Source organism: Bacillus sp. FSL R10-2201, from assembly GCF_038008665.1.
GTDB classification, from domain to species: domain Bacteria; phylum Bacillota; class Bacilli; order Bacillales; family Bacillaceae_G; genus Bacillus_A; species Bacillus_A mycoides.
Genome location: NZ_JBBOZP010000001.1, coordinates 3030107 through 3055609 on the forward strand (window position 1 = coordinate 3030107; position 25503 = coordinate 3055609).

General features: G+C 35.1%; 25 protein-coding genes and 1 pseudogene. 7 read left to right on the forward strand and 19 right to left on the reverse strand.

All coding sequences use genetic code 11. The annotated features are described in order from the left end of the window. Positions 1-71: 71 nt before the first annotated feature. The 6 genes from NSQ69_RS15640 to NSQ69_RS15665 form a co-directional block, all read right to left on the reverse strand. Complete coding sequence (locus NSQ69_RS15640; protein WP_088265378.1) at positions 72-290, reverse strand: RtcB family protein; 219 nt, start codon at positions 288-290, stop codon at positions 72-74. Further along, positions 262-1098, reverse strand: a complete 837-nt coding sequence (locus NSQ69_RS15645) for a CPBP family intramembrane glutamic endopeptidase (protein WP_088291145.1) — start codon at positions 1096-1098, stop codon at positions 262-264. The genes NSQ69_RS15640 and NSQ69_RS15645 overlap by 29 nt, the downstream gene beginning before the upstream one ends. Before the next feature lie 109 nt (positions 1099-1207). Further along, positions 1208-2002: a MerR family transcriptional regulator gene (locus NSQ69_RS15650; RefSeq protein ID WP_002033099.1), complete on the reverse strand. Its 795-nt coding sequence runs from the start codon at positions 2000-2002 to the stop codon at positions 1208-1210. Between the two features lie 382 nt (positions 2003-2384). Continuing rightward, positions 2385-2810: an ester cyclase gene (locus NSQ69_RS15655; RefSeq protein WP_078185540.1), complete on the reverse strand. Its 426-nt coding sequence runs from the start codon at positions 2808-2810 to the stop codon at positions 2385-2387. Between the two features lie 199 nt (positions 2811-3009). After that, positions 3010-3930 (reverse strand): class I SAM-dependent methyltransferase, encoded by a 921-nt coding sequence (locus tag NSQ69_RS15660; RefSeq protein WP_341099467.1) that lies wholly within the window; start codon positions 3928-3930, stop codon positions 3010-3012. A 145-nt stretch (positions 3931-4075) separates the two neighbouring features. Further along, positions 4076-4780 (reverse strand): DsbA family oxidoreductase, encoded by a 705-nt coding sequence (locus tag NSQ69_RS15665; RefSeq protein ID WP_088265370.1) that lies wholly within the window; start codon positions 4778-4780, stop codon positions 4076-4078. A gap of 673 nt (positions 4781-5453) precedes the next feature. Between NSQ69_RS15665 and NSQ69_RS15670 the strand changes: the two genes are divergently transcribed. Together NSQ69_RS15670 and NSQ69_RS15675 are read left to right on the forward strand one after the other, a co-directional pair. After that, entirely contained in the window at positions 5454-6035 is a 582-nt protein-coding gene (locus NSQ69_RS15670) for an AAA family ATPase (protein ID WP_088265368.1), read from the forward strand. Between the two features lie 150 nt (positions 6036-6185). Further along, on the forward strand, positions 6186-7310 hold the full coding sequence (locus NSQ69_RS15675; RefSeq protein WP_141110029.1) for an LPXTG cell wall anchor domain-containing protein: 1125 nt from the start codon (positions 6186-6188) through the stop codon (positions 7308-7310). Between the two features lie 72 nt (positions 7311-7382). Here NSQ69_RS15675 and NSQ69_RS15680 read toward each other — a convergent pair whose 3' ends face one another. Together NSQ69_RS15680 and NSQ69_RS15685 are read right to left on the reverse strand one after the other, a co-directional pair. Beyond that, the gene (locus NSQ69_RS15680) at positions 7383-8054 is read right to left on the reverse strand and encodes an ABC transporter ATP-binding protein (protein WP_002128101.1); all 672 of its coding nucleotides are present in this window, start codon (positions 8052-8054) and stop codon (positions 7383-7385) included. Then, on the reverse strand, positions 8054-9118 hold the full coding sequence (locus NSQ69_RS15685) for an ABC transporter permease (protein WP_000477761.1): 1065 nt from the start codon (positions 9116-9118) through the stop codon (positions 8054-8056). Before NSQ69_RS15685 ends, NSQ69_RS15680 begins: the two co-directional genes overlap by 1 nt. 183 nt (positions 9119-9301) lie before the next feature. Here NSQ69_RS15685 and NSQ69_RS15690 point away from each other — a divergent pair, with 183 nt between their 5' ends. Next, the gene (locus tag NSQ69_RS15690; RefSeq protein ID WP_033734133.1) at positions 9302-9925 is read left to right on the forward strand and encodes an ArsR/SmtB family transcription factor; all 624 of its coding nucleotides are present in this window, start codon (positions 9302-9304) and stop codon (positions 9923-9925) included. Between the two features lie 225 nt (positions 9926-10150). Next, on the forward strand, positions 10151-11410 hold the full coding sequence (locus tag NSQ69_RS15695) for an MFS transporter (protein ID WP_341099470.1): 1260 nt from the start codon (positions 10151-10153) through the stop codon (positions 11408-11410). Between the two features lie 243 nt (positions 11411-11653). On the opposite strand, the gene NSQ69_RS15700 is transcribed toward NSQ69_RS15695, so the two are convergent. From NSQ69_RS15700 to NSQ69_RS15715, 4 genes are all read right to left on the reverse strand, one after another. After that, the gene (locus NSQ69_RS15700) at positions 11654-12124 is read right to left on the reverse strand and encodes a DinB family protein (protein WP_088265362.1); all 471 of its coding nucleotides are present in this window, start codon (positions 12122-12124) and stop codon (positions 11654-11656) included. Between the two features lie 263 nt (positions 12125-12387). Then, the gene (locus NSQ69_RS15705; RefSeq protein ID WP_341099472.1) at positions 12388-13764 is read right to left on the reverse strand and encodes a sensor histidine kinase; all 1377 of its coding nucleotides are present in this window, start codon (positions 13762-13764) and stop codon (positions 12388-12390) included. A 1-nt stretch (position 13765) separates the two neighbouring features. After that, positions 13766-14443, reverse strand: a complete 678-nt coding sequence (locus NSQ69_RS15710; protein WP_000781976.1) for a response regulator transcription factor — start codon at positions 14441-14443, stop codon at positions 13766-13768. Positions 14444-14623: 180 nt separating this feature from the next. Then, positions 14624-15463, reverse strand: coding sequence for a YitT family protein (locus NSQ69_RS15715; RefSeq protein WP_000747487.1), 840 nt, complete (start codon positions 15461-15463; stop codon positions 14624-14626). A 523-nt stretch (positions 15464-15986) separates the two neighbouring features. On the opposite strand from NSQ69_RS15715, the gene NSQ69_RS15720 reads away from it, so the two are divergent. After that, positions 15987-17342: an RNA-guided endonuclease TnpB family protein gene (locus NSQ69_RS15720; protein ID WP_088265360.1), complete on the forward strand. Its 1356-nt coding sequence runs from the start codon at positions 15987-15989 to the stop codon at positions 17340-17342. Between the two features lie 459 nt (positions 17343-17801). Here NSQ69_RS15720 and NSQ69_RS15725 read toward each other — a convergent pair whose 3' ends face one another. Both NSQ69_RS15725 and NSQ69_RS15730 read right to left on the reverse strand, forming a co-directional pair. Next, on the reverse strand, positions 17802-18071 hold the full coding sequence (locus NSQ69_RS15725; RefSeq protein ID WP_002110712.1) for a 2TM domain-containing protein: 270 nt from the start codon (positions 18069-18071) through the stop codon (positions 17802-17804). A gap of 180 nt (positions 18072-18251) precedes the next feature. Continuing rightward, on the reverse strand, positions 18252-18893 hold the full coding sequence (locus NSQ69_RS15730) for a F0F1 ATP synthase subunit alpha (RefSeq protein WP_002168020.1): 642 nt from the start codon (positions 18891-18893) through the stop codon (positions 18252-18254). Positions 18894-19204: 311 nt separating this feature from the next. Between NSQ69_RS15730 and NSQ69_RS15735 the strand changes: the two genes are divergently transcribed. Both NSQ69_RS15735 and NSQ69_RS15740 read left to right on the forward strand, forming a co-directional pair. Then, on the forward strand, positions 19205-20236 hold the full coding sequence (locus NSQ69_RS15735; RefSeq protein ID WP_341099473.1) for a S66 family peptidase: 1032 nt from the start codon (positions 19205-19207) through the stop codon (positions 20234-20236). A 227-nt stretch (positions 20237-20463) separates the two neighbouring features. After that, positions 20464-20859, forward strand: coding sequence for a DUF3224 domain-containing protein (locus tag NSQ69_RS15740; RefSeq protein WP_000454079.1), 396 nt, complete (start codon positions 20464-20466; stop codon positions 20857-20859). Positions 20860-21090: 231 nt separating this feature from the next. Here NSQ69_RS15740 and NSQ69_RS15745 read toward each other — a convergent pair. The 5 genes and pseudogenes from NSQ69_RS15745 to serC all read right to left on the reverse strand — a co-directional run. After that, positions 21091-21231: pseudogene (locus NSQ69_RS15745) on the reverse strand (enoyl-CoA hydratase); the annotation flags it as partial. A gap of 69 nt (positions 21232-21300) precedes the next feature. Beyond that, positions 21301-21810 carry a DUF4303 domain-containing protein gene (locus NSQ69_RS15750; protein ID WP_002128117.1) on the reverse strand — a complete coding sequence of 170 codons (510 nt, stop codon included), beginning with the start codon at positions 21808-21810 and terminating at the stop codon, positions 21301-21303. Between the two features lie 144 nt (positions 21811-21954). After that, positions 21955-23202: a DUF1015 domain-containing protein gene (locus NSQ69_RS15755; protein WP_033730805.1), complete on the reverse strand. Its 1248-nt coding sequence runs from the start codon at positions 23200-23202 to the stop codon at positions 21955-21957. 13 nt (positions 23203-23215) lie between these two features. After that, positions 23216-24388 carry a 3-phosphoglycerate dehydrogenase family protein gene (locus NSQ69_RS15760; protein WP_002185427.1) on the reverse strand — a complete coding sequence of 391 codons (1173 nt, stop codon included), beginning with the start codon at positions 24386-24388 and terminating at the stop codon, positions 23216-23218. Between the two features lie 12 nt (positions 24389-24400). Continuing rightward, positions 24401-25483, reverse strand: a complete 1083-nt coding sequence (gene serC, locus NSQ69_RS15765; RefSeq protein WP_199627466.1) for a 3-phosphoserine/phosphohydroxythreonine transaminase — start codon at positions 25481-25483, stop codon at positions 24401-24403. Positions 25484-25503 lie beyond the last annotated feature (20 nt).

Here is a 25503-nt window from a genome sequence, read left to right on the forward strand (position 1 = left end):
GCTGCTGATTGCCCTCGCCTTTACGTTAGGGTTTCCAGCAATTGAGCGAGTTTTTTAAAGTTGGAGCCGAATTAGTTAACCCCAACTAGATTAGGAACAATTTTATCTTGAATTGTCATTGTTGTCCCAATAGTACAACCTGCGCCCGCATGTGTATCTGGCATAATACGAATCTTGCTATCCTTTACGAACTCTTGATTACACAGATCAATAATTTGACCTGCTGCAGTTTCTTCAACGTTATTAGTAAACACCTTCGCTTCATTGTATTTCCCTTGTAATTTCAACATCTTTTATTTCTCCTTTCCTTCCATACAGTACTCTCTTTGGATTTATAACAATCATAAAAACTGCAACTACTAAATAAAAAATCGCGTTATACGTAATTAAATCGATTAAATTCCCGTTTATTATGCCGATAAAAAAATTAAAGAATTGGTGGATAATGATTGGAATGATTAAATTTTGATTTAAGTTATAAAATGCTGTCATGACAATTTTAATGGATATGATAGAAATCATAAAAAATAAAATATATTTAAATAAATCAATTCCTACAAATCCTGTAGTAAACCATATAGGTAGATGCCACGTCCCCCACCAAAATCCTATAATTAGCGAAGCTTTTAATGGTGAATGCCTCTTTTGGAGTTCAATTTGTGCAAAACCTCTCCATCCTATTTCTTCTCCCAATGGCCCCGCAAGAAAGTTTTTAACAAAGAAATAGATTAGCATTCCCCATGAAGAGACAGTAAAAATAGAGTCTACTTCACTATTTTTAGACACGATAAACAAAATCATTAAAAATATGAAAGTTTGAATCATACTCACAATAAGAATTACAGAAACTTTAAGTTTATTCTTGAACTTGTCTTTTACAAATTGTATAAAACTCTGCCCTGGATAGATTTTTTTAAATAGCACAGCAAAAGCAAAAGTTGAGGACCAAGACGATATACAAAACATTACATCAAAAACCCATGCAGGGAATCCCAACATACTTATAGCTCCTACAAGCAAAAAAAGTGGCAGAAAAATGATATTGGTTAGTACAATAAAACTCGCTACTGGTTTTTTTAGTTTCTTTTCCCTGTTCATGCACAATCCCCATTTCAAACTAAGTATTTCGTAAACATAATAGTATTTATATTTACGGATACTTCCAGCTTAAACCTGAGGGCTACTCACAGGTCAATACATGTCTGCATTATTTTACAGGTGCATAAATCTCTAAAAATATACGCTCAAGTTCATCTTCATACGTGGTAAGTAATATATTTATATACACTAGCCCCAAAAGTTCATATCCTTGTTCTATTGCAACTTTTCTTAAACTTGACTCCACATTACGATCAATACTTTTCCCCCCAGTTGACCATCTTCCATCTTCAATAACTGTATAAATACATTTTGGATGAGATAGAATTTCACCTTCTAATTCTTTATCAAAGTCCTCTACTTTTCTTACAATAATAAATTTATCTTCTATAATACCTTCTTCATTAAAACTTATAACTCTACGTAAAGATGTTAGAGTAACTGCTTTTTTTAAGCTGTCAGTGTTCTTTTTCAAAGATTCATATTCCTCATACGCAGTATAATGCTCTATTTCTCCGTTTACTTCTAAAGGCTTCATTTCTTTTACTACGTATTTCCCTAAGAATTGCTTTGTTTTTTCGCAATCTTCTTTTACAATTTGAAGTTTTTTTAAAAGAAGTTTTTTATACTCTATCTCCTTTAAAACTTCTTTTTCTTTCTCTTCCAACAATGATTTTATTCCCTCTATACTCTTACTTTTTCTTAATTCTTGAATCTTTTTTATTTCGATATCCATTTCCCTATAGAAATTGACCGTTGTTATATCATATATATCAAAATGATTATATTTTCTATACCCATTCTCAATATTTTGCTTTGGCTTGACCAAATCTTTTTCCTCATAAAATTTCAAAGTATCTCTAGATACATCTAAAAATTTAGCAACTTGTCCAATTGTGTACATTATGTTCTCCTTTAGCATTGCTACTTAATCTTTTACATTCATACTGCGTATTCTTTAAACTATCGAATTCTCCTTCCAATTAATACTTTCCATCACTACACCCCATTTCCTTTTTCCCACAAAAAAAGACACAGAGATTTCTCCCCATGCCCAATTGTAGCTTTAAAATAAAGTTTAATTGAAATAATACCATTAACGTTAATAAACAAAAGAAAAGAGCTTATTTTTAAAAACGGTCAATCAAAATACGATATTTTTATGATAATTCGAATAATTATCCCGAAAAAAGTTTAATTATTTTGTACACCTTATACAACAGAAGCATTTCGCTTAACAAGATGTTGTTTCTTGCTTTTATTTTTCTACTACTCTTAAAAATTAACTACTGAATATTTTTATTGCACTCAAATTGATTTTGAATTCCTGACCTATCAATTTGAATCCAATACTCTGCTATTTTTCCATCTTCTATTCTATACACAGCACTTGCCATTTGAATTATTGGGAGTCCTGTAGGTTGATACCCATCGATTTCTCCTAAGTGTATACCTACTTGTTTCCAACGTACATATACTTTACTTCCTTGTACTAAAAACTCTTGTATTTCTAAAGAAAAATCACCATATACTTCAATCATCTCTCTTACATGTTCAGCATAATCTTCAGGTGTTCTGCAAACTGTTTGTTCTTCCTCAGATACAATTTGATGTGCCAATACTTTTTCTGCCATCAATTGATTTGAATAGTCAGGATTCTTCCCTGAACGTACTTCTTCAAAAAATTTTCTAACAATTTGTTCTGGCGTCATTTGAAAACCCCCTTATTAATAAATCCAATACTAATCATATCACAGTTTATTTTAATCTAACTATTAAAGTAAACTAATCCGTGTGTACAAAAAAACAAGACCTCTTCATTATTAAGATATTTCGGTTCATATCTTTCAGAAAAATCGAAACTTTATTCAAAACATCGTGACTTTATTTTAAATTCACACTAATAATCACCTACTTCTTCACCGCATGCACATAATGCACCGTCTCAAAAGCTTCTAAATAATCATTTCGTCCTTCAAAGTATAACTTATCAATATCCTCTGGTAATAAGTGCTCATAAATGAGTAAGCCCGCCTTCTCTAATAGTGCTTCCATTTCTGTATAAGAAAAACACGATTTCATCGGTTCTCCGCCTACTGCAGCTATTTTCACCATATTTTCAACTCGATTGGACAGTCCTTTTTCCGTAAATAAATTTTCATCCGGATAATCAAAAACGATAGAACTTCCCTCTGGAACCATCGCAAATAAACGTTCTATTAAACTAGATAGTTCCTCTTTCGTTAAATAGTACGTAACACCTAATAGGCTAAAAAACGTCTTTTTATTTTCAAATCCTTCATTTACTAATGTTTGCTTCGAGAAATCTTTAGTGAAATCCATCGAAACAAAATGAAGGTTGTTTGGAATTTCATACTCTGCTTCTTTCACTCTTTGTATTTTAAATGCTTGCGTAGAAGGATGATCCACTTCAAATATTTCTATTTCATTCTCTAACTCTCTATGTCTAAAACTAAATGTGTCTAAGCCCGCACCGAGTATAACGTATTGTTTTGCTCCTAAAGTAACTTCATGTAGTAATACTCGTTCACAATATGCCGCGCGTGCCAAAGGTGTTGGTGATAATTGAACTTGTGTAATCCATTTTAAAATTTCTTTCGGATTGTCTTGAAACTGCTGTGCAATGCCTTTATTGAAAAAATGTATTCCTTGAACCATGTTCGTTTCAATATCATTACGTTCTTTTTGTGAAATAAGATCTTTAGCTACATAATCATCAAAGATTTTAGAACTATCAAATTCACTATGATACGCCCTTCCGAAAGCTGATACTAACGACGTTACACTTGCTTCACCTTTTTTCACGCACATACACTCTCCTTCATTTTCACAACAAAAATAGGGTTCCCCTGGCCAGGAGAACCCTATTATACACTTTATTTTTATATTGGTAAATTATAGCATAAATAAGTTTTTTTGTCAACTCACACGTCTTTCCAATCGCTCAAAATCGAAACTACTCGTTCTTGCAAACGCCATTCTCGCAAACTGGACCGGCTTCGGCTGAAGTAAGATTCAGCATGACCAGTGATTCAGCCCATGTTTTCTCAAGCGCTTCGAGAAACACATTCGCCGGCTGCGCGCCGGAAACAGCATATTTGCGATCGATGACATAAAACGGTACGCCACTTACACCCAAACGAATGCCCTCGAGATGATCCGCTCGCACTTCATCGGTGAACTGATCGCTTTTCAGCATCTCCTCTGTAGCTTTCGGATCAAGTCCTACTTCAGCGGCAATCGCAATCAACGTTTCATAACGGCCGACATGCTTACATTCGGTAAAATAAACTTTGAACAACAGCTCAGCTACCTCATTATTTTTGCCATGCTGCGCCGCAAAGTGAAGCAGACGGTGAGCGTCTAACGTATTTGTCATCTGCAGCGTATCAAATCTAAGGTCCAAACCATCTTCTTCAGCCTGTTTGGCAAGCTTCTCGTGTATCTCCTTTGCTGCTTCACGGCTCATTCCAGACCTAGTGGAAAGCGCATCGTACGCATCATATTCCGTATCTTTCTTCGCATTTTCATTCAGTTGAAAGCTTTTATAAACAATTTGCACTTGATCTTTATGAGCAAATTGCTCAAGTCCTGCTTCGATACGACGTTTCCCAATATAACAGAATGGACAAGCAATGTCTGACCACACTTCTACTTTCATTTAAAAACCCCCTTTATACTGCAACCACGTCTCAACTTGGTTGACTATATTATGCATAGTACAATAGCCCCTTAAATAAAGTCAACTTGATTGACTTTATTTAAGGGGGTTTTATGAGTTCTAGTGCAAATAATTAAAAAAGATATATAGAGACGTAAATTTTTCGTTTCACTATATTTTATATTCTTCATTTTTATCACTCGAGCTTTAGCTCTGCAACTGAATATAGAGCTGTTTTTTAACAAAAACCGAAATTCGCTGAAAGCCTACCCTTCGTCCATTGATAATTGTAAAGTGATTTTTTAGCTCCCTACCCCATAGCAAAAAAAGAAAGTTTAATAATTTCATAATCATAGGTTAATTACCACAACTCGGGATTGAATTAAGGAGTATTAAATTTTTTCTATAAAAGACTATAAAAAAAGCAAAAACTCCCGTATCGTAATTGTTGTCGAGACAAACCACGAGAGGAGTTTTCACTTTGTACTCTAAGTTTATCAAAATGATTTTACCACTACCGTTTTTTCACAATTTCTTCACGTGGCATATTAGCACATTTTAGATTGAACTTGCTGTTCCTCGCCACCACTCCAACAATTTGTATATTCTCTAGCAGGAAGATTTTACCTCGCACAGAATACTCCTGTTTATAACAATATAAATGGAGGCCATTATGAAAAGATTAGTTATCATTACAGTAGGAAAAACGCACACCGGAAAAACTACATTCGCTAAAGCACTAGAAAAAGAGTTACCCCACTCTTTCATTATGGATCAAGACAACCAAGCTGAATTTATTAACACATATTATGAAAAATTACAGCCGACAGAAGGACCGAATACACTAAAGCATGGCCTTTCAAAATTCATTGTCGATTATGCAAAAGAATATACAAATTTACACCTTATCATTTGCAACTCAAATAGAACCCGAAACGGACGAATGTATTTGCTGAATGAGCTGTTTAAGGAAGAGGAATATGTACGCATATTAGTTCATTTTGACATCCCAGATGATGTTCTTTATGAAAGAGTGACTCGTAGCAAGCGAAGTACAAATATATTTAGAGGTAACTATTCTAGTTTCAAAGAGGTACTCAATCGCCAACAGGCCGAATCACTGCATGAAGATGTGGTAGATCCTGTAGAAAATGAGGCTGATTATTTGTTTGTTATTCGCGATAGTAAAGATGTAAAATCTACTATAGAAGAAATTGTTCATCTTGCTGAAGATTTGTCCCCTATCCCAAAATAAGAGACTATAAGAATCACATAATCATAGATTATTATGCAAATACTTCCTCTAGGCGCCGAACATGGTATATAATAATAAAATAATCTACTTCTATATGCTCAATTTTACACAAAACAGCTCATGCATATGAAAGAAAAGAGGTACAAAAATATGAAAACAAAACAAACAATCGCTGCGTCTACACTAGCTTTAGCAATGATTGCTGGCGCAAACTCTACTCATGCGGAAGTAACTGATGCTACTCCCCAGCAAAGTACGGGAGATCGCTTAGCTGAAATTAAGCAACATAGACAAGAGTTAGATGCGAAATTGCAGCAGCACAAAGAAAATGTGGATCAAACATTAAATGAACTTAACCAAGTTAAGGAAAATGTTGATACAAAGGTGAATGAACTACATGAACGTAAACAAGTTGCAGATGAAAAAATTGGCGAGATTAAACAACATAAACAAGAGTTAGATGCAAAACTTCAGCAAGACAAACAAATCGCCGAAGATAAAATCGCTGAAATTAAAGAGCATAAAAAGCAAGTAGATGAAAAAGTTGCTGAAATTAAAGAGCATAAGCAAACTGTTGATGAAAAGGTTAATGAGATTAAAGAACATAAACAAACTGTCGATGAAAAAGTGAATGAAATTAAGCAACATAAAGAGAACATCGATCAGAAGGTTAATGAACTTAAGGAAGTAAAAAAACAGGTAGATGACAAATTAGCTGAGTTAAAGAAAGCGAAACAAACTGCTGAGGACAAACTTGCTGAGCTAAAAGAAAATAAGCCGAATACTGGGAACACGTTAGAGGAGCTTAAGAAAATTAAAGGCAATTTAGATAGTCTTTCCGCTAACTTAGAACTAGCTAAACAAGATGTAAAAAACAAACTAGCTGAATTACAAGAAGCTAGACAAGATTTACTAAATAAAATAAACGAAATGAAACAAGCGAAACAAACTGTTTCAGATGATTTAACAAAGAAAAAACAAGACTTAGATATTAAAATAAACGATTTTAAACATACTGAGAAAAAAATTGATGACAAATTAGCTGAGTTACATACAACAAAGCAAAATGTAGATAACAAAATTAATGAAGTATCACAATCGAAACAAACGCAAACAGACAATAACAATACTACTGTTCCAGCGAAAAACAGTGCTAGAGAACTTCCTAACGCTGGTAGTGAGCAATCAAGTAACGTGCCTTTAGGAATGTTATCTGTCTTAGGTGGACTTTTATTAGTAACACGAAATAAAATTAAAACGTTATTCTCAAAATAAAGCCATTATATCTATTTTAAAATAATCATACAAAGGCCAACTGCACATATATGTACGGTTGGCCTTTTTTCTTTATATTAACTGTCCATCTCTAAGTGTCAATATACGATCACATACATCAAGCATTCTTTCATCATGCGTAATCATAATTGCTGCTTTTTGACTTTCTTTCACTTCACGTTTCATCATTTCCACGACTTCACGTGCGCGTTTTGAGTCTAAGCTTGCAGTTGGTTCATCCGCTAATATTAAATCTGGGTTGTTCATGAAAGCACGAGTGATTGCTACCCTTTGTTTTTCCCCGCCCGATAGTTGATTTGGATAATGAGTTTTTCTTTCAGATAATCCAAATGCTGCTAGCAAGTGATCCGCACGCTTTTCCGATTCTTGTTTGCTGTCTTTTTTTAACTTTGCAATGTAAAGCAATTGTTCTTTTACATTTAAATATGGAACAAGATTTGCGAACTGGAAAATGAAGCCGATTTTTTTCAAACGAATGTCTGTCATTTCCTTTTCTGATAACTTCGTAATATTTTGCTCACGAATATAAATATCCCCTTTTGACGGTGATAATAAAGCACCTGCGATTGATAATAACGTACTTTTCCCTGATCCAGAAGGACCGACGATTCCGATAAATTCTCCAGCTTTCACATCAAGCGACATCGGATGAAGGGCTGTTACTTCCGTATTCCCTTCTCCGTACACTTTACTTACTTTGTCTAATTTCAATAATGAAGTCATTACATCCCGCCTCCAATTGCTTCTAATGCATCAACTTTTAATACTTGGTATAACGAAATAAGTGTTCCTAAAATACTAATGACGATAAAGATTGCTGCATATTGTGCAATCATTGGTGTTGTTAATAAGAATGGCATACCCGCTGGTAAAATTTGTTCTAATCCTTGTACAAGAACAATACTGATTACCATCGCAACGACTGATAAGAATAACGCCTGCACGACTAAGCTATTTGCTAAATAAGAATTTTTCGTACCGATTGCTTTTAGTACACCTAATTGCTGTGTTTTTTGCAGTGTAATTACGTAGAAGAATACACCGATTAGTAACGCAGCGATAACAAGTAAGAACGCAATGATCATCGTTAATGTTCCTTGCTCTTCTTTAAATCCTGGAATACTTTGTAGCACTTCTTTTTTGTCGATAACATGTGCATTTTTAATTTCTTTATCTGTATTAAGCGCAATTGCACTATAATCTTTTTGATTTGGTTGTGAGATAGCACCCCATACATCTTCATTTACATAAACGACTGGTGTATGGCTAAACATTTGATCTTTCGTAAATCCAACGATTGTAAATTCTTTCTTTGAAACAGGGTCGATAATTGTATCCCCAATATCAATTCCTTTTTCTTTAATTGATTCATCAGCAACCATTTCGTTATTTGCTGTACCTAATTTCTCACCTTTTACAATTTTCGGTTCTAAAAATGAATCACGTTCACTTGAGAAAATAGCGACATCAACTTTTTTCGAACTATCTTTCTTTTCATACGTTGAAACTTTCACACGAAACGGAACGGCCTCTTTCTCGCCTACTTGATTTACTACGTTATCTACATCATCTTTCTTAATTTGTGAACGAAGTAATTTATTTTCTGCATCATCTGCTAATACAAACTTATTTGCCTCCATATTTTGAATCGATGAAGCATTATCATATGATAATCCATTTGCTAATCCTGAAATTACAAGGACTAAAAATGATAATAACACCATAATAAGTCCGATTAATCCGTATCTTAATTTTGATTGTTTTAATTCACGCAGAGCTAAAAACATTTCGCTCGCTCCTTCCTATTACTTTCTATGCACTTATCATAAAAAAGAAATATGAACGGAATATGAACGGAAGATTACAGAATGAAAATTAAATTTTCAGAAAGTATTGAAAACAATTAAAATCCTTGATACAATTCAGTCAAATAATCTTGACCGAGTAATTTAATTTGAGGAGTTGATCATTTGAAGCCCATGTTAACACTAACTACTTATAGCCAACTAAAAGCAATAAGCGATCCACTACGTGTCGAAATGATGATGCGTCTATGTGAACGTCCTTATACAGGACAACTACTATCTGAGAAATTCGGCATTCCAAGGGCGAAAATTCATTATCATTTAAAAGAATTAGAAAAGAATGGTTTTATAGAAATTGTGTATACAGAAGAAAAGAATGGCATCGTTCAAAAGTTTTATCAATCTGTCGCTAAAGGCTTCACCCCTGCCGCGAACCTATTACCTCATTTAGAAATATTAAGCGAATCAAGTCGCCAAATCTTTTTACAAATGACGGAAATGACGAAAAGCCATATTCTCGCTGCGCCAGAAGAAGCTTTTACATTACGAAAAGTAAGCGAAGACCCAGCTGATTGGAATTACGTTTCATCCTGCTGGGAATTTGATGCTACGCCAGAACAATTTCAAGTGTGGGTGAAAAAGTTTCATGAATTAATGGCTGAATTAAACGAAATCACAAAAGACGCGGATAAAGATCCAAATAGTAAATCTTATTACATTTCTACTACTGCACTTCAAATCGACGAGCGAGCAATGCAGCGCTTTGTTAAAAAAGAAGAAAAATCATAATACGATTTTTTTTACATAAAGTGAAACTTTAATCAGTGGGGGGGTTTTGTTCATCCCCCACTGATTATTAGTTGAACCAATCGGGCTTTTACGGGCAGTTGATCCCCCCCACCTAACTTCTTTGCTTCCGCTGAATTTTGAGATGGGGGTCTTACTGCCCGTTAATGCGGGATAAACGGTCAAATTTATTTTACCGAATAAATTTATTATAAAGGAGTAGATTAAATGGACATATTGAAAAACCGGAATTTCCTCTTAATGTTTTTAGGGAGAATTTTTACAAACATAGGAGATAGCTTGTATTATGTAGCCGCGATGTGGCTCGTATACAAGCTGAGTGGTAATCCTTTTTATTCTGGATTGGCTGGTTTTCTTACGTTATTACCTTCTACACTTCAATTTCTTACCGGTCCATTCGTTGATAGATGGTCAATCAAAAACACCCTCGTCATTACACAAATTTTGCAATGCATTCTTATTTTAATCATTCCCATTACACACTACTTCGACCTACTAACAGTCCAACTACTACTCATCATCATGCCCATCGTAGCCTTTATCGAACAATTTGCCTATCCCGCACAATCGAAAGCTTTACCACTTCTACTGCATAAAACACAATTATTAAAAGGAAACTCTCTCTTTTCATTTGCGTATCAAGGCATTGACTTAATTTGTACGACTCTTTCTGGCATATTAGTAGCACTACTTGGCGCAATCACTTTATACGTAATCGACTCTTTTACATTCGCGATTACTGCCCTTTTGTTCTTTTCATTGAAAATGCCACAGCAAGCAGAAACCAATACATCACTTTCAACTAAACAATATTTCTCTGATTTAAAAGAAGGTTTTTCCATCGTCTTTCGTTCATTAATGGGCGTATTCTTAATCGGTTCAGTAGTCGCTAATTTTTCAATTGGTATGACAATGGCAATACTCCCTTCTTTCGCTGATTCTTTAGGAGGCGTGAAATCATATGGCTTCTTCTTAGCTGCTATATCAGCAGGTAGTCTCATCGGTGCATTATTCAGTTCATGGGTTGGCAAACGTAACGTTGGCCGTGTCTCTATTATTGGCTTTGCGACTGGCGCTATCTTTTGGTTTCTCTCTACGATTGTACCGTTTCAATGGCTCTCTATTATCTTATTCGGCCTAGCTTGGATTCCAATTGGTGCGACCAACATATTATTCGCGACAATTAGTCAAATTGTAATTCCAAATCAATATATCGGACGCATCAATACAGTCATAGGAAGTATGGGGAAAATTGCTATGCCGTTCGGTTCTTTAATTGGTGGATACACCGCAAATGTATTTAGTAGCCAACTCATTTTCGCGCTCGCTAGCATCGGTATTTTATTTATTTCTCTCGTATGGCTACTTCATCCGAAATTAAGGGCTTTGCCGAAAGCTGATGAAATTACAGCGGATACTTTTGGGCTTCGGTTTAAGGAAGAACGCGGGAAAGGTGCGGCTTTATAGCAGAAAGAAAATATTATCTAATCCGTAATGTGTAGTGATAATAAAATTATTTAATTTTATTATCTCAAATAAGCATAACCCCGTTCTAAATATAGGACGGGGTTAAAAATATAATTATTTCATTTTGTATGTAAGATACTTCACTTCACTTCACTTCACTAAAAAATATATCAATAAAGTTGTTTAAAAATCTAAGTTTTATTCAACAATAGCGCCCTTTAATGGAATAACTAAAACGTTCAGTTAACGATTTGATGGCCATACCCTCTGCATCTTCCTTAATTGAATAATTTGGCCTGTATGATACGCATCATGAAGCATGATGTCCAGTAATTTACCCTCAAATGAATTTTGTTCAAGCTCTTTTTCGGAAATTGCACTCAATACCTGTCTTAAATTACGTTGAGCATCTTCAGAACGTTCAACGACTTTCTTCCATTCCTTATCATCATTAGATTGATTTGTAAGATAAAAGGTTTCATCACCGTCGAGATTATGTGTCCATTCACGGCCTTCCAAGTTTGCTGCAAGCCTCTCTTTGTAATAAATGAGATGATTAACGTTCTCCCAAATGGTTTTCGTTCCCTCTCCAGGTGGTTTCCAGATAGCCTGTTCAGCTGTAAGTCCTTCTATAGCATGTTTAAACGGTGCATACCAACTCTCTTTATCGAATGTTGAATCTAGTGCGTTTAAAAGCAAGTCAATTCGTTTCAAAGTAATCTCCTCCCTAAATAGTTACAGTTTCAATAAAACCCTTATAACTCTGTAGGGATTCTACATTTCCAAATAAACTTCCTGCTAATCTTATTCCACAAACTAGTCCAATTGTAGAACAGAATGACTCGCATTTTTTTAACAATTCCATTGCAAATTAAACACCTTTTCTCACTTTACACGTAAGTGAAAATATATCGACTAACCAACAAAAAAATGACAAAAGAGAAGAGGCTGTTTCCAAACAGCCTCTTCTCCTACACTTATTTCGGAAGCTCAACCCGAACAGTCGTCCCTTCCCCTTTCGTACTATATACCGAAACGGTTCCTTGATGCAGTTCAACAATCTTCTGCACAATTGACAACCCTAAACCGCTACCTTCTATGTTTCTTGCCCTTGCTGTATCTACTTTGTAAAAACGATCAAATATACGATCCATTTCTTCTTTTTCCATACCAATTCCGTTGTCTGATATAGAAATAACAATACTGGATTCTAATTCTTCTACAACAAATTCAACGGTTCCGCCATCGTTTGAAAACTTAATGCTATTCGTAAAAATATTACTCCATACTTGATGAAGTAAGTTTTCATCACCGTTTATAACGATGTCCGGCACATCAAATTCGACAGCGATATCTTTTTCACGCCATTTCCATTCAAGCATAAAAATGACGTCTTTAATTTGCTTTTGTAGGTGAAACTCTTTCATTTGTAGAACTTTCTCTTCTTTATCTAATGAAGCGAGCGTAAGTAACTGTTTACATAAACTAGACATCCGCTTACTTTCGCCCTCAATAATTTCCAAGTAACGTTTTCTTTCCTCTTCACTCATATTCTCCGATTGTAATGTTTTCGAAAAACCTTGTATGGAAGAAAGCGGAGATTGGAATTCATGAGAAACGTTAGAAACGAACTCTTGTCTCATTTGATCTAATTCTTTAATACTCTTTGTCATCTTTTGAAAATTAGTCGCTAGTGTACCAATTTCATCTTTTCGATTTTCATCTAATTCGATATCATATTCACCACTTGCAATCTTTTGAGTCGCTCTCGTAAATGTTCGAATTGGACGAACGATATAACCTGCTGCAATCGCTATAAAGATAATACTTAATAGTACGATAAACCCAAGTAATACCGCTAAGAAAATTCGCATCTCGCCAAATTGGTTCTGAATGTCAGGACGAATAAATAAAGCGTACTGTTTATCACCGTGTTGCACTGGTACGCCGACACTATTTATTAATTCATTATCGAAAAAACCTGTAATAAAGAGACGTGTTGGATACGTAGAAACACCATTAAACGTTTCGCCATTCAATACTTTATGAACGGTATCATCACTAATAGACGTCTTACGAAACGCATTACCGATACGTTTTCCATTCTTTTGATCATCGACAATATAAATTTCATACCCTAATTTCGCAATAGACTGTAAGTATGCCTCTTTATTTTCTTCACTTTGCTTTTCATATAATGATTTTACTTCCTCAGCATACATTAAAATCTTTTCACTATTGTACGGTTTTAACTTTACTTGATAATATACATTTGTTAATAAAAAGCCAATTACACTACTAAGTAGCATAATCCCCACCGTCATAAAAACAAATCTAGAATACAATGATTTCATCTTATTTCAACTCCAACTTATAACCGAGCCCGCGCACTGTCGTAATTTGAAAATCATCTGTTCGTTTTGAGAAACGATCTCTAAGACGTTTTACATGAACATCAACTGTTCGTTCGTCCCCTTCAAAATCCATTCCCCATACTAATTCAATTAATTCTTCTCTCGAGAATGTTCTTCCAGGATAACTAGCAAGTTGTGATAATAACTCAAATTCCTTCAGCGGTAGTAAAATCGTTTGACCGTTACACTTCACCTCAAACCCTTTTCGGTCAATTGTCGTTCCGTGGAGTTTAATAATATCAGCACTAAGCATTTGATAACGACGCAATAATGCTTTCATGCGGAAAATTACTTCAGCTGGTTCAAATGGCTTTACAATATAATCGTCCGTGCCAGAAATGAATCCTTTTTCTTTATCAACTAACTGATCTTTCGCGGTTAATAAAATTACAGGTATATCATGATACTTCCTAATTTCCTCACATAACGTATAGCCATCAATAAACGGCATCATAATATCCACTATCGCAAGATGAATATTTTCTTTCTCTAATATGCCTTGAGCTACCTTTCCATCTTCAGCCTCAAAAACTTTAAACCCCTCTTTTTGTACATGGTAATGTAATAACTCTCTAATATGCTTGTCATCATCAGCTAATAAAATATGTATCATCTTCATTAAACCCTCTCTTGTTCATCCTTCTACATTCTTACATTAAGAAACAATTGGTTTTTTTGCAAGAAAAAGAAAAACGAACCAACATTTTAAGATAAATAAAAAGAATCTATTTTGAAAAAAGATTATTCAAAATAGATTCTTACGTTTTAGTATTAAGATTATTTTAATGAAAAATAAGTTCTAAGCCTTAGAAATATCAACAAATCCTTCTCCAAATACGTCACGAACATCGTGTATAGCGATGAACGCAGCTGGATCTGTAGTTTGAACAATCCGTTTTAGCTTCACTACTTCTTGCTTATTAATAACAATATAAAGAATTTCTTTCGGAGTTTTCGTGTAATAGCCATGACCTGAGTACACGGTAACTCCTCTGCCCATTAAGGTAGTCACCTTCCCGGCAATTTCATTCGGGTTATCAGAAATAATCGTAATGGCCTTCTTCGGATTTAAACCTTCAATTACAAATTCCATCACTTTCGTTGCTACATATAGCATAATAATTGTTATCATCAGTTTTTCTGCACCAATGATGAAATAAGATGAAAACGCAACGATTAAATCGAAGAACAGTAGACCATAGCTAATGCTCCACCCTAAATATTTATGCGTCATCCTTGCTAAGATGGTAGTACCTGCTGTTGTTCCGCCAACGCGAATAATAAGACCAATCCCGCACCCAATAAATATTCCTCCGAAAATGGCATTTACGAGCATTTCATCCGAAGCAATCGTCCAACCTTCTGTTAAATGAAGAAATAGCGAGTTCGTAACTACAGCGATAATCGTATAAATTGTTGTAATCTTATTCAAAAATTTATAACCGGCTATTAACAATATTGCATTTAAAATTAAGTTGACTAAGCCTGGTGACCATTCAAATAAATAGTACGTAATAATCGTGATACCTGTTACCCCGCCCTCACCAAACTCGTTCGGGATAACAAACAAATTGACACCTAACGCAAAAAGAAATGCACCAATAATAATAAAAATAATGTCTGTCGTTCTTTTTTTCATACAGTACCTCACTTCTTATGTAAATATTTATTCTGTCATAAACTCTCACCATTATATCGTGGAATATTCAAATCGAACAGTGGTTTATTTTTATTTTAATATAGGGTAATAAATCAACTTCATCCTATATCCACATGTAATTTAAAAAGGGTAACAACTTTATTTATCCTTTTCGGCAAGAAGACTCCACCTGAATTGTGCTAGGGGTGAAACCCAACAATTCAGGTGGTGATGAATTGCCGTCAGAAGGTAGACTGAACTCTTTTGTTTCCTTCATAACAATTTTTTGCGGACGAATATTTGTTTCTTTTTGTCTTACGATATGTCGTAGATAAAGAGGGAATATATCGTAAGACAACGAAATTGGATAATAATAATCATTCGGTCACTTGAGCCAAAAGGAATTACTGTAGAAGAATGGAATTACGCTGAAGAACATGTTCATATTTTGTTCCGTTTCGTTCCAAATATTGATTTGTCAAAAATATTTTTAATGAACTCTCTAAGAAAGGTGGTGAAAACGATGGTTAAAAAGAAAGCAGTGAAAGTATTACGTAAACAAAAGAAAAGAGAAAACATACAACGATTCACGCAGAAACAGAATATCGGACGGGCTTGCCTCACAGCTAAAGAATTTCGTTTACTGCAACGCACGTCACATAGTTCAAAAGCATTGCGAAATGTTGGATTGTACAAGATTAAACAAAGTTATTTGAACCATAATAAAATGGCTACTGTAAAAGAAGTGGACAATGCCATGCAGGCTGATATGAACTACTGGGGCATTCAATCAAACTCTGTTCAAGCGATTCGTAGAGCCTTATTTACAGAAGTGAAGAGCTTTTTTAAAGCATGGGAACAGTGGAAGAAAAATCCTGAAACCTTCACAGGTCGTCCTAAGTTTCCAAATTATTCTCGTTCAACGGACAAACGAATTATTGAAATCTATCAAGTTCCAAAAGTGGATGATAACGGGTATTGGATGATCCCGATGAATGTTGCATTCAGGAAAAAATTCGGTTCCATTAAAATACGTATGCCAAAGAACTTAAGAAATAAAAAAATCTCCTACATTGAGATTGTACCGAAGCAAAAAGGTCGGTTCTTTGAGGTGCATTACACATATGAAATGCACGTTTCTCAAATGAAACAACAATCCACGACTACTAGTAACGCTTTGAGTTGCGATTTAGGTGTAGATAGATTATTAAGTTGCGTAACAAATACAGGTGATACATTCTTAATTGATGGAAAAAAATTAAAATCCATTAACCAATACTTCAACAAAAAGATACGTAATTTGCAGCAGAAAAATATAGAAAATGGAATTTCAAAACGCGTTGTAACGAATAGAATGGCCGCACTTTGGCATAAACGAGAAAGACAAGTAAACGGTTATATTTCACAAACTGTAGGCTTGTTGTTCAAAAAAGTGAAAGCATTCGATATAGATACTATTGTCGTAGGGTATAACACGGGTTGGAAACAAAAATCTGATATGGGAAAAAAGAATAATCAAAAGTTTGTTCAAATTCCATTTCATAAACTGATTGCAGCGATTGAGAATAAATGTATAAAAGAAGGCATCCGTTTTTTGAAACAAGAAGAAAGCTATACTTCAAAAGCTAGTTTTCTGGATAAAGATCCGATTCCAGTTTGGTCTAAGGATGATAGGGCGCATTATCGCTTTAGTGGCAGACGAATCACTCGTGGCCTGTACCAAAGTAAAGCAGGAACATGTATCCATGCTGATATTAATGGTGCGTTGAATACATTGGAAAAATCAAGAGTTGTAGAATTGGATGACAACCTCAAAGTGAAAACGCCGATTCTATTAGAAGTGCAAAAACGTAAGGCTGTTGCTTCGCGCATAGCTTAGTGGGTGCGTCAACCATCCATGTGTACTCGACTTGTCGGGGCTTGTAGCACACGCCGGAGTCATCTGAGTGGTGGCTTCTTCCATAAGGAAGAACTGCTCTTTTTCAAAAGGGTGGTGCAAGTGGGGAAACGATTGTTCGTTTCTAGTACCAACCAAAAACTTACTTGGGGTGTTACCGTAAGGTGGCATGAATGTTAGAGCGTCAACTGTCTAGCGATAGACGACAAGACCTAGCGTTCTAACTCAAGCCCCCACTGAAACGCTTCATCTCAGTGGGGGTAGTTGACTATGTACTACAAATAAAGTTTTGATTTCACATGCAATTATTGCTAAAAAAATGAATATGAATACTCACTCGCACAAACTTCGAATACAAAGCAAATAGGCGAAGCTATATAATAGACTTCGCATCAAACATTTGACCACAGAGATTTATATTTATACATTCCAGAAATAAATTTACTTATCTTTCTCCATATATTCTTTAATCTTTCGTTCTTCCCACTCTTTTCCGAATATCCCAAATGGAAAAGTTGTCAATCCGTGTATAACGATACCAATCCCCCAACCTGCAAGTGGATATAAAAACCATAATTTACTTGAATCAGAACTTATATTTATAATAAAAAGCATTAAGTTCACTAGTATATAAACCGTTAAATGAATATAAAATGCTTTTAAATTCTCCATTCTTTTTTTAGCTCGTAAATAAACCTCATCTCGCTCCACCCTTAAACACCTCTTTCAATATTGTATTTTTTCACCTTCGCTCCAGTGTTAACATCATATTCTAATCGGAAATCCATTATTCTCAAAAAAACATAAAACAAAAAAGTACCCATCGAATTATCATACATATGATGATTCGATGGGTACTGCATGATACATTTGTTATTTACAAGCGTCTAATTAAGACCAAATCCAAACATCATCATTATTTTCAACGTTGCTCTTTACCTCATGAATTTTTTCGATATGATCCGTTGTGTTGTAGTTAATAGAAATTCCGCCCCAACCTACATACTTCATATCAATTTTCACTTTCTCACCCATATTAAATACTTGTCCCTTCGTTAAGAAAACATCAATAATAGCTTTCTTTCCATTTACTGATGGATACTGAACAATGACATATTTAGTGGAATCGTCTCCCTCATCGTTCATCGTTCCTACTTTTGATACTTCCCCAATCACATAATCAGGAGAACCGTCTTCTTTCATGTGCATACCTAATTTATTTGACGTATTTTCAACTGTATTTGCAATCATATATTCAGTAAAATTACGCATCATAGATCCAGTAGCTTTAACCTCATCCCCTACTTTCACATTTGAAAGGGAATCTATATACACACTAACAGGTTCCTCATATTGCTTAGATTTTACGACAATTACACCGTTATCTACTTCTACTACTCGCCCTTCTAACGTCGAGAGATTCGATTCAATAGAAGCAGCACTCGCTTTTGACAGTTCTAATCCTGGTAAATTCGTTCCTGATAATGCTGCGATCCCTAAAGCACCTGCTAAAATTATTTTTTTCATACCCATATGTAACCTCTCCATTCATGATGATTATATTTTTTGATTGGATACGACCAACCTGTAACTATTATAGTTACAGGTTATAGAAAATAGCAACCATCTTTCTTATGCAATGTTGCATACTGTAATTTTCAAATATAAAGTTTGATAAAAAGATTTATTGTATCTTATTCCTATATTCAGCAATAGTGTTAGGTTCATAAATAACAGCAGGTCTATTTGTTAATGGTGGCGAAAGTATATGTCATGTACTATGTTCTTCAACTCTACGGTTTGTATAGTCGTAGTTAATTACATTATGTAGGAGCGGAGTTAAAATGTTAATAAAACCAAAGAGATTACAGGCAGGAGATATTGTGGCAACAGTAAGTCCTTCATGGGGAGGAGCAGGTGATTCTGAGCTAAAATGGCGATATGAACAAGGAGTAAAAAGATTAGAAGAAGTTTTCGGTCTTACGGTTGTCCCAATGCCAAATAGTTTAAAAGGTAGCGAATACCTTTATAACAACCCCGAGGCTCGTGCGGAAGATTTAATGACAGCATTTAAAGATACGCGCGTGAAAGCAATCATTGCAAATATTGGCGGAGAAGATAGCATCCGTTTACTTCCCTATATAGATTTTAATGTGATACGTGAAAACCCGAAAATTTTTATGGGTTACTCTGACGTTACCGTTTCACACTTGTTTTGTCATAAAGCAGGAATTTCTTCTTTTTACGGTCCAGCAATCTTAACTGATTTTGCCGAAAATGTGGAGATGGATCCATATACAATTGAAATGGTGAATCGAACTCTCTTTTCAAATGAGAATATTGGCGAGATTCAACCAGCTCATGAATGGACGAGTGAGCGTTTAGAATGGATAGAGATAAATAAAGATAAAAGGCGTACAATGCAGCAAAACAACGGATATGAGCTACTTCAAGGCTCTATCACTGTACAAGGGCGTTTAATTGGTGGTTGTATAGAAGTACTGGAATTTGCAAAAGGAACGGAACTTTGGCCTGAGAAAAAACATTGGGCGAATAGTATCCTTTTCTTTGAAACCTCTGAAGATCATCCAGAACCAAGTTATATAAAGTATTGGTTACGAAATTACGCAGCGCAAGGCATTCTGCAAAAAGCAAAAGGCATTATTTTTGGTAAACCAAAAGACGAAAAGTATTATGAAGAATATAAACAAGAAATACTGCAAGTTATGAAGGAACACAATTTAGAAGATTTGCCGATTCTTTATAATTTAAATTTCGGCCATACCGAGCCAAAGTTTATTTTACCTTACGGCGCTTTGGCAGAAATTGATTGTGAAAATGGGGCTTTCTCTATTTTAGAGAGTGGCGTGGAATAAAGTGAAACTTGAAATAAGTATAGCCATAAGTTTTATTATTATGTTTCCCTGATCCTACAGGAAGAATAGCGTATTTTTTCATTTTGGGGAGTATTTTTTTGTTAGCTTGATAGCGATATGGCAGGGCTCAAATAAATAAAAACACTCTTATGAGATATGACTGTGAATTGGTACTTTTTAAATGATATGAAGATTACTTATCTAATGATAAAGGGGGACTTACGTGTATGGAAGTAACATTTACAGTAAGTAAATGGGATGAAAAACTAATCGATGATACTAGAAAAGATTTTCCTATTAATATTGCCCATGTTGAATATGATATTGATGGTGAATTAAAAGGAAAAGCTTTTGTTGAATACTTATTATATTATTTAGACTCAAATATAAATGATGGTCACTTGGCTACTGCTAAAATTTCTGGATTTTTACACTTTGAAGGAATTTATAAAGGGCAACAAGGGACATTTACAGCTATAGAGCAAGGAATATTTGATAAAGGAAATCTAGATTCCCCAGGAACAATCATTAAAGCTACCGGTAACTTAGAAAATCTGAGAGGGTCCTATAATTATCAGTTTACAGGTCAAACTAGTAAACTGATTTTAGAGTTTGAATTTTAGCAAAATACCCTATAATATAGTGGAAAGGACATTTCTTGTAATACTAGGAATGTCCTTTTTGTTGACGAGCTTATTCAACTATTCTTCTATTAGTTAAGAAAAGAACAGAGTATATTACATAACGTCTTATTATCAGTATTCAGCAATGCATAAAATTTTCGTTATGGTGGAATTAAAAATCTAAGCCCGAGAGGCATGTGCCCCCCACCTATTCATTACTTTTCCTACTAACTAAAGAATAATCCCCGAAAAACTCCCCTTCATAACTTCTTTTTTAAGTTGATTTCTACATATAAACATTGCAATAATTTTTGTGCGATGTTTTTCATCGGGTTCAAATTGTTCAATAGTTACGTCACAACGAATTGTTACTATTAATTTGTGACTTTTGATAAAATGAAAATCGCCTCTTATAGAGCGCAGTTTTACTTATATTCATTCTTATGCAAATTCTGAAGCATATTCTTCGTATGTCTTTAATGTATTAAGCAATCGAGCTGATTCAATCATGATTTCGTTCGATGAATCAGTTACACAAATGACAATAAATCGATTATCATCTCTGTCTCCAAACAAGCCTTCTGATTCAAGTTCCATTAACACATTTAACGTTTCTTTCAACAGTGTATTTACTCGTATGTTAAAGTCATCTTCGACGATATCATGATATTTCTTGATAATTTTGTTCACTTCATCAAACATTCCAAAATCGTCCCATTCGCTCCACTCAACAGCTCCGTATCTATAATAATTGTATAAAGGGTCCGACTTATTAACTTTGATTAGTCTTTCTTTATTAGCCACTGGTCCAATGCTATTGACACAATCGTCTGTTAATATGGAGTACCCATATATTGTGTCAACACCGCACCTAGTTATAAGTTCGTTATAATGACAACGAATTGCATTTTTCAACTCAACATAAAAACTTTCTTGCAGTTGCATTTTCATCGTATTTCCTCCGTTTTTTGTAGCGACCTGTCGTTACATATTTCAATCTTAACATGAAAATCAACATGAAACGTTAACTGAGCCAAAATAAGAAAAACCGAAACTATAATCATTTCGGTTTTTCCAAACTGTAGAAGTCTATATTTACTTTAGCGAATGAACAAACAACCCACTGCGCAGTTTCGGTTCAAACCACGTTGATTTTGGCGGCATAACTTCCCCTGCGTCTGCGATTGATAATAAAGCTTCCATTGATGTCGGATATAATGAAAACGCTGCTTTATACTCACCGCTCTTTACAAGGCGTTCTAATTCTTCTAATCCGCGGATTCCTCCGACAAAATCAATGCGTGAATCAGATCGTGGATCATGTATTTCAAGTACTTGGCTTAATAAATGATCTTGCAGAATAGATACATCTAAACCTTTAACGAGATCATTCGCATCAAACGTTTCCTCTTTCACAGTGAGCTTATACCACTTTTCGTTTACATACATGCCAAATGATTTTGGTTCATTTGGTTTATACGGAGAACCATTTGCTTCTTCTACATAAAAGTACTGCGTAATTTGCTTTAAAAACTGCTCGACTGATAAACCATTTAAATCTTTCACAACCCGGTTATAGTCCCAAATTGATAATTCATCATGAGGGAATAAAACAGATAGGAAGAAATTGAATTCCTCTTCTCCTGTGTAATTCGGATATTGCTCTCTTCGCATTAGCCCTACTTTTGCAGCTGATGCAGAGCGGTGATGTCCATCTGCAATGTACAAGTTAGGAATATCTTCAAATGCATTTACTAAAGTGGCAATTACTTCTTCATCTGCAATTTTCCACGCAACATGCCTAACGCCATCTTCTGCTGTAAATGTAAAGATTGGCGCATGTTCTTCTTTCCAGCTTGCAATGAAACGTTTCACTTCTTCTTTTGTACGATACGTTAAAAAAATTGGCCCCGTATTTGCGTCACACACATCTACGTGGCGAATACGATCAAGTTCTTTTTCATGACGCGTTCTTTCATGTTTTTTAATTGTATCATCTTCATACTCGTCAATCGATGTACAAACGACAAGGCCTGACTGCGTTCTTCCTTGCATCGTCAGTTCATAAATGTAAAGCGCTGGCTCCTCATCTTGAACGAACACTTCTTCTTGTATAAATTGCTTTAAATTTTCACCCGCTTTTTCATATACGCGATCATCGTACGGTGAAAGTGCCGGGTCTAAATCAATTTCTGCTTTATCAACGTGTAAGAAAGAATATGGATTCCCTTTTACAACTTCTCTTGCCTCTTCACTATTTAATACGTCATACGGTAAAGCTGCTACTTGTGCTGCTTTACCTTCTACTGGACGAATAGCACGAAACGGTCGGATTTTTGCCAAGTTTCTCTCTCCTTTACACAATCATTCGAACAGCTACAACACCTGTGATTTTGCTTATATTTTCCACAATATTCTCTTTCATTATATCATCAATTCCGTTATCAATATCAATCATTGTGTACGCCCAAGAATGTTTACTACGATTAATCATATCCGCAATATTAATATGATGTTCTGCTAAGCATCCTGTAATTTGTCCTACCATGTTCGGAACGTTTTGATGCATAATTGTAATTCGTTTTTTTCCAATGTACGGAAGTTCTACGTTTGGATAGTTTACTGAATTACGAATATTACCTGTCTCTAAATATTCACGTAATTGACGTGCAGCCATTACTGCACAATTTTCTTCAGATTCAGACGTAGATGCACCGAGGTGAGGCGTTGCTGTTACATTTTTCATCTTTATCACATTTTCATTCGGGAAATCCGTTACGTAATGTGTAATAATATCTTCTTCTAACGCTTTTTGAAGAGCTGTTTCATCTACAAGCTCTCCTCTTGAGAAATTGAATAGACGCATTCCTTTTTTCATCGTCTCTATAGCGTGTTCACCAATAATCCCCTTCGTTTGGTTCGTAAGAGGAATATGAAGTGTAATATAATCACACGTTGCAAAGATTTCATCTAGGCTAAACGCTCTTTGTACTTGCGTAGAAAGACGCCATGCTGTTTCAACAGATATATATGGGTCGTATCCGACAACGTCCATCCCTAAAGATAACGCATCGTTCGCAACTAAAGCACCAATTGCGCCAAGACCGATAACACCTAAACGTTTCCCTGCAATTTCTGACCCAACGAATTGCTTCTTCCCAGCTTCAACAAGCTGTGGTACTTCTTCTCCATCCAACTCTTTCGTCCAGCTCACTCCATTTATAATATTACGGGAAGACATAATAAGGCTTGCGATAATAAGTTCCTTCACTGCATTCGCATTAGCCCCTGGCGTATTAAATACTACAATCCCTTTTTCCGTACAACGCTCAACAGGAATATTATTTACACCGGCACCAGCTCTTGCAATCGCCTTTAAATCTTCTGAAAACTCTTCTTGATGTAAAGAATAGCTGCGAAGTAAAATACCATCTGGATGACCTACTTTGTCTCCAATTTCATAGCGATTCCCATCAAAAATTTGCAAACCCTTTTCGGCAATTTGATTTAACGTCTGAACACGAAACATATCCCCATCTCCCTATCTATTTTCAAGCTCAAATTCCTTCATATAGTCTACTAATTCTTGTACACCTTGGGTTGGCATCGCATTGTAAACACTAGCGCGCATACCGCCGACTGAACGATGTCCCTTTAGCGTAACGAAACCGCGCTCTTTCGATTTTTGTAAAAACTGATTGTTAAGCTCTTCTGACGGTGTTGTAAACGGAATATTCATAAGTGACCGATACGTGGGATCAACTGGTGAAGTAAACAATTTAGATTCATCTAAAAAATTGTAAAGAAGTGAAGATTTCATTCTATTTTGTTCTTCAATCGCAGATACCCCGCCTTGTTCTTTCAACCACTCTAGTACAAGTTTTGCTACATAAATACTAAAGGATGGCGGTGTATTATATAGGGAGTTATTTTTACTGTAAGTTTCATAGTTTAACATCGTAGGACAAGCACTATTTGCACTGCCAATTAAATCTCTTTTTATAATTACAATCGTTAAACCCGCTGGCCCTAAATTCTTTTGCGCACCCGCATATATGAGACCAAACTTCGTAACATCATATTGTTCTGATAAAATATTTGAGGACATATCCGCAACGAGCGGCACTCTTTCTAAATGTGGAATATCCACATATTTTGTCCCCTCAATTGTATTGTTCGTTGTAATATGTACATAATCTAGTTCTTCATCATTTGGTAAATCATCCATTTTAGGAATCGTAGTAAACTTCTCTTTTTCAGAAGAAGCAATCACTTTTACTTCTCCTACTTTTCCGGCTTCTTGCAGCGCCTTTTTAGACCATGAACCTGTCAGTACGTACCCAGCTTTTTTATACGTACTCATTAAATTTAACGGTATCATAGAAAATTGTAATGACGCACCGCCCTGTAAAAATAAAACTTCATACTCATCAGGAATGTTCATTAATTCACGAAGTAAGCTACTTGCTTCATCAATAATACTTTGGAAATAAGAAGATCTATGGCTCATTTCCATAACAGACATGCCTGTCCCGTTATAATTTACAAGCTCCTTTTGCACTTTCTCTAAAACTGGCAAAGGGAGTATAGATGGTCCTGCTGAAAAATTATACACTCTCTCCATCACCCAGATAACCTCCCTAT